The sequence below is a fragment of the Haloferax sp. AB510 genome, from assembly GCF_024136985.1.
In the GTDB taxonomy this organism is placed as follows: Archaea; Halobacteriota; Halobacteria; order Halobacteriales; family Haloferacaceae; genus Haloferax.
The window spans coordinates 1-4,642 of record NZ_JAMYJY010000169.1 but is presented as its reverse complement, the minus strand read 5'-3'; the positions used below and the strand labels follow the sequence as shown (position 1 = coordinate 4,642).

The 4,642-nt window shown below is 67.5% G+C and carries 6 protein-coding genes and 1 pseudogene; 5 read left to right on the top strand and 2 right to left on the bottom strand.

What is annotated here, in order from left to right:
* The 3 genes and pseudogenes from NKF06_RS19810 to NKF06_RS19800 all read left to right on the top strand — a co-directional run.
* A pseudogene (locus tag NKF06_RS19810) lies at window positions 1–433 on the top strand (MBL fold metallo-hydrolase); the annotation flags it as partial.
* A gap of 75 nt (window positions 434–508) precedes the next feature.
* Window positions 509–1,204, top strand: a complete 696-nt coding sequence (locus NKF06_RS19805; protein WP_058827996.1) for a YkgJ family cysteine cluster protein — start codon at window positions 509–511, stop codon at window positions 1,202–1,204.
* Between the two features lie 65 nt (window positions 1,205–1,269).
* Window positions 1,270–1,674, top strand: a complete 405-nt coding sequence (locus tag NKF06_RS19800; protein ID WP_004044168.1) for a TRAM domain-containing protein — start codon at window positions 1,270–1,272, stop codon at window positions 1,672–1,674.
* 177 nt (window positions 1,675–1,851) lie between these two features.
* On the opposite strand, the gene NKF06_RS19795 is transcribed toward NKF06_RS19800, so the two are convergent.
* On the bottom strand, window positions 1,852–3,549 hold the full coding sequence (locus tag NKF06_RS19795) for a radical SAM protein (protein WP_253246383.1): 1,698 nt from the start codon (window positions 3,547–3,549) through the stop codon (window positions 1,852–1,854).
* A gap of 124 nt (window positions 3,550–3,673) precedes the next feature.
* Here NKF06_RS19795 and NKF06_RS19790 point away from each other — a divergent pair, with 124 nt between their 5' ends.
* Window positions 3,674–3,832, top strand: a complete 159-nt coding sequence (locus tag NKF06_RS19790) for a hypothetical protein (RefSeq protein WP_004044170.1) — start codon at window positions 3,674–3,676, stop codon at window positions 3,830–3,832.
* On the top strand, window positions 3,829–4,326 hold the full coding sequence (locus NKF06_RS19785) for an Hsp20 family protein (RefSeq protein ID WP_058827994.1): 498 nt from the start codon (window positions 3,829–3,831) through the stop codon (window positions 4,324–4,326). The genes NKF06_RS19790 and NKF06_RS19785 overlap by 4 nt, the downstream gene beginning before the upstream one ends.
* A 41-nt stretch (window positions 4,327–4,367) precedes the next feature.
* On the opposite strand, the gene NKF06_RS19780 is transcribed toward NKF06_RS19785, so the two are convergent.
* Window positions 4,368–4,642 (bottom strand): FAD-dependent oxidoreductase (locus tag NKF06_RS19780; RefSeq protein WP_253246382.1); only part of this gene is annotated, 275 nt, incomplete at its 5' end.

The window sequence follows — 4,642 nt, the reverse complement described above, 5'->3', positions numbered from 1 at the left end:
CACGCCGGGCACGCCCGCGACCACGTGAGCTTCGTCGCCGGCGACGACGTGCTCTGTGGCGACCTCGCGGTGGCCGAGGGGAGCGTCGTCGTGGGCGCGCCCGAGGGCGACGTTCGCGCCTATCTCGTCGCGCTCAGGCGACTCCACGCGCGGGTCCCGAGCGACTGCTTCCGGGCCACGGCCCCGAAATCACGGACTCTCGGGCGACGCTCGCGCGACTCGTCGCGCACCGAAACGACCGCGAGCGGGCCGTCCTCGACGCGGTGCTGGCCGGGAACACGACGCCGGACGAGGTGACCGACGCCGCCTACGACAAGGACGTGTCCGCCGTGCGCAACCTCGCCCGCGCGACGGTCGTCGCGCACATCGAGAAGCTCGCCGCGGAGCGTCGGGTTCGCTGGGACTCCGAGGCGAGCGAGTCGAACCGCGATAGGGCGCGCGCCGATTCGGAGTCCGCTCTCCCGCGAAAAACCGCGCCCCTCTTTGGGCTCGCGCCCGCATCGCGGGTATGGACCTCGACGCCGAACTGGACCGCGCCCGCGACCTCGACGTGTCGGAACTCGCCGACGCCATCGAGTCCATCGGCTTCGAGTGCACGCGCTGTGGGGCCTGCTGTAAGGGCTACGAGGGCGACGACGGCCCCGAACCGCACACGGCGACCGTCTTTCCGGACGAGGTGCGCGCCCTGCAGGAGGCCGGCGGAGACGACTCGGCAGGCGAGTCGGGAACCCCAATGGAGTGGCGGGACGTGGCCCGTCCGATGCCCTACGGCCTCGCCGAGGGCGACGACGGCCCCGAGGGCGAGACGTTCGAGTGGGCGCTCCAAACGACCGCCTGCGGCGACTGTCGGTTCTACGAGGAAGACGAGTCGGGACAGGGCGCTTGTCAGGTCCACGAGGACCGCCCACTCATCTGCGAGACGTACCCGTTCAGCGTCGCCCTCGGCGGGACGAGCCAGCCGATGGGCGAGGCAGTCGACGAGGAGGGCGTCGTCCGCGCGCACGAGTGCGAAGGCCTCGGCCGGGACATCCCCCGAGAGGACGCGGAGGAACTGGCGCGGGCGCTGAAAGAGCGGGCGGTCCGAGAGCTACGCGAGGCGCGGGGCGTCACCGAGGCGTACGAACCGGTCGAGACCGGACCGGGCGAGGTCGTCGTCCACGACTCGGAGGGCGCGAAACGACCCGACGGGACGCGGGTTCAGTAGTCGAATCCCGGTGACTGCGGTACATCTTTAACACTCCGGCCTGACCACATATTGGAGGTCTTACGGTGGAAATCTCAGATAAACTCCTGTGTTTGTTCAATGCTGACGTTCGCACCGAGGACGACCGCTACGTCGTCGAAATTCCGCGCCGCGAAGTCGAGACCGGAACCGTCGAACCCGGCGAGACCTACCGCGTCGCGCTCATCTCCCGCGAGTCGAACGAACCCGCCGAGTCCGAACCGAACGCCGGACCGACGCCCACGAACGAGCCGCAACCGCCCGTCGAAGCCGGTGAACTCCGCTACGTCGAAATCGAGGACATCGGTAAGCAGGGCGACGGTATCGCCCGCGTCGAACGCGGCTACGTCATCATCGTCCCCGGCACCGAAGTCGGCGAGCGCGTGAAAGTCGAAATCACCGAAGTCAAGTCTAACTTCGCCGTCGGCGAAGTCGTCGAAGACGACTTCTGACGGCGCTGTTTTCGCGGTTCGACGCCGTTCGTCTCGACGGGACGTTTCTCCCGCCGCCGACAGACCACGTCTGCAAGTGAATCACGCACCACGCTTGCGAGTGAACAGAGAGGTATTCCAGACGCTGAGAGAGAGCGCACTTGCACGTGAAGAATGAGTTTCTGAGCCCTGATCCGACTACTGAACGTACTTCGTCACGTCGGCATCGACGCCCACGTCGGCCGCGTCGGCGTAGGGACGGTTCACCACGATGTCGCCGGCGGTCGAGCGACCGATGCCGGGGATGGCGGTGAGTTCGTCCATCGACGCCTCGTTGAAGTCCAGCGGGTAGGGAACCCCAGTGACGGAGCGGTAGCCGTGGTCGACGACGGCCACGTCGATGGTCTTTCCGAGTTCGCGCTCGCCCGGAATCCCGACCAAAAGCGGGTAGGTCCCAAGTTGGCGGCCGAACGTCCGGCCGTCCTGGTGGTATTCGAGGTGGACGTTCGGGAGGACCGTCCCCGCGGGGGCGACCCGGCGGAGCATCGGCCGGTCGATTTCTTCGCGGACCTCCGTTTTGTACGTCTTGAACAGCTGTTTGTGGTCGCGAGCGATATCGGCACCCGTATCGGACATGTCGGTGCCGTCGAACGCCATCACCTGCCGGATGTTGATGCGGCGGACCATGAGTCCCTCGTCGTAGACGCGCTGGAGGAACCGCTTGTTGTGCTCGAACGTCTCCTCGCGCTCGCCTTTCAGCCCGTGGAGGAGGTTGATGCCGGGGAGGAGTTTCGGCAGTCGGTTCGCGGCGTCCGAACCGTGGGTCGGCGCGTCCGCGGGGTCGTCACCGGGACGCCAGCCGGCGACCTCGTTGACGATTTTGACCGCCTCGAAACACTCGTCGGCGGAGACGTTGAGGTTGTTCTCCTCTTGGACCACGGGGTCGGCGGATTCGAGGCCGAAGGCGGCGGTGTCGCCGGCCGTGTTGTGCTCGGCGATGATGCGGAGCGCCTCGCGGGACTTCTCGGGCCAGCCGACGATGGTTATCGGGTTGACGTTGTCGAGGTGGAGCGTGCCGAGGTCGGGCGCGACCTCGCGGATGCCGCCGTAGAGCCGACGGAGCGCGTCGGGGTTCGGGGCCTCGCCGTCGCCGCCGAACGCGAGAATGTCGGCCTGCCGGCCGAGTCGGAAGTGCCGCGCGCCGCGGTTGTAGAGGTTCTCGACCTCCTTGACGACGGAGTCGGCGGTACGGAACGCGGGGTTGCCGTACAGCGGTTCGGTACAGAACGAACAGCGGTAGGCACAGCCCCGCGAGGTCTCCATCTCGCAGATGAGGTGGTCGGGGTGGTTCGGGTGCTGTTCGACGACGAACGCGCCCATGGCGGCCCAGCGGTCGAGTTCCTCGTTGTCGCGCATGCGGTTGCCGAAGCCTTCGAGGCCGGAGTCGACGAGGTCGTAGGCGGCCGCCTCGATGTCGCCCTTGGCGACGAAGTCGTAGTCGAGGTTCTTGCGCTCCATGTCCTGTCCGCCGGCGTTCTCGTCGCCGACGCCGAAGCGAATCGGCCCGCCCATCAGGGCGGTTCCCTCGGCAACCCACGCGAGTTCGCGCACCTCGTCCGGTTCGGCGGGCGTCCCGCCGACGTACTTGCCGGGGACGGTCATGCCGCCGATGTAAATCATGAGGTCGGCGTCGGCCACGTCGCGCCACTTCTGTCTGTCCTCGCGGAGTTCGTCGATGGTGTGGTAGACGACGTTGGACTCGGGGACGCCCGCGTCGACCACCGCACCCGCGGTGAACCTCGGATACGTCGATATGTACGGCGGCACGCCGAAGTGCGCCGGCTCGTCGACGTATCCGTCGACGATAGTCACGGTGAGGTCGGCGGGGTCAGTCATCGGTCGCGATTCGGGTTCGACGCGGAAAACGCAACCGGTCGACGGTCGCTCAGTCGGCACTCGCGGCCTATCGGTCGCTTCCGCCTCCCGCGCGTTTATGAGCGTGGGAGCGTAACTGACGGCCATGCCCGCGACCCTCGAAGTCAAGTGCGCCAACGAGGACTGCGAACTCGACATGTTCGAGCTGCACTACACCTACGACATGCCCGACGACGTGACGGTGGCGGACTTCTCCTGTCCGTACTGCGGCGAGTCCCGCGCCCTAGAGGAGATTCAGCTATGAGCGACCTGCGGAAGTTCGGCGAGTCGGCGGCGAACGCCGTCCTCGAACGGGTCGGCCGCGGCGTCAGCCAGATGCAGGAGCGCAAGCCGCTCGCCCACGACCTGCTCGAATCCGAGGACGCCTACCTCGTCGTCTTCGACGCGCCCGGCGCTCGCGCCGAGGACGTGCAGGTCCGTTTCCTCGACGGCGAAGTCGAGATTCGTATCGACCGCTTCCGCGACTTCCACGAGGGCTACGAGATGCGCTTCCCCGGCCGGGGTCTCACGCTCTCGGGGAAGGCAACTATCCCCTCGGACGCCTCGGTCGAAGCCGCCGAGGGAACCGCCACGGTCGGCAAGAACGGCACGCTCCAGATTCGGATTCCCAAGGACGAGCGCGCGAGCGACATCGCCGTGACCGAAGAAGAAGACGAGGGCGAGGCCGACACCGAATCCGAATCCGAGGCCGCCGACGAAGCCGACGACTTCGGCGACGTTGACGACCAAGACGCCTGAGTTTCGGACGCAACGCGGTAACTACCCCCTTTCGCGTTCTTTCATTCCCCGTCGAGCGTCATCCCCTCGACCACCGCGAACTCCTCGTCGCCGTCGAAGCGGCGGGGGTCGAACGCGTCCGGTATCGATGTCTGACCATCACCGAGCACCGCCTCCGCGAGTCGCTCGCCAATCGCCGGTGACCACATGAAGCCGTGGCCGTGCCAGCCGGCGGCGACGAAGACGCCCTCGGCGACCGGGCCGACGAGGGGGTTCCGGTCCGGAGTCGCCCCGCAGAGGCCGGCCCACGCGCGGTCGGACGTCGGGGCAGCGCCGG

Excerpts from the sequence above, each read along its gene's own strand:
- NKF06_RS19805 (WP_058827996.1), top strand. The coding sequence starts at position 509 with ATGGACCTCGACGCCGAACTGGACCGCGCCCGCGACCTCGACGTGTCG.
- NKF06_RS19795 (WP_253246383.1), bottom strand. The coding sequence starts at position 3,549 with ATGACTGACCCCGCCGACCTCACCGTGACTATCGTCGACGGATACGTC.
- NKF06_RS19790 (WP_004044170.1), top strand. The coding sequence starts at position 3,674 with ATGCCCGCGACCCTCGAAGTCAAGTGCGCCAACGAGGACTGCGAACTC.
- NKF06_RS19785 (WP_058827994.1), top strand. The coding sequence starts at position 3,829 with ATGAGCGACCTGCGGAAGTTCGGCGAGTCGGCGGCGAACGCCGTCCTC.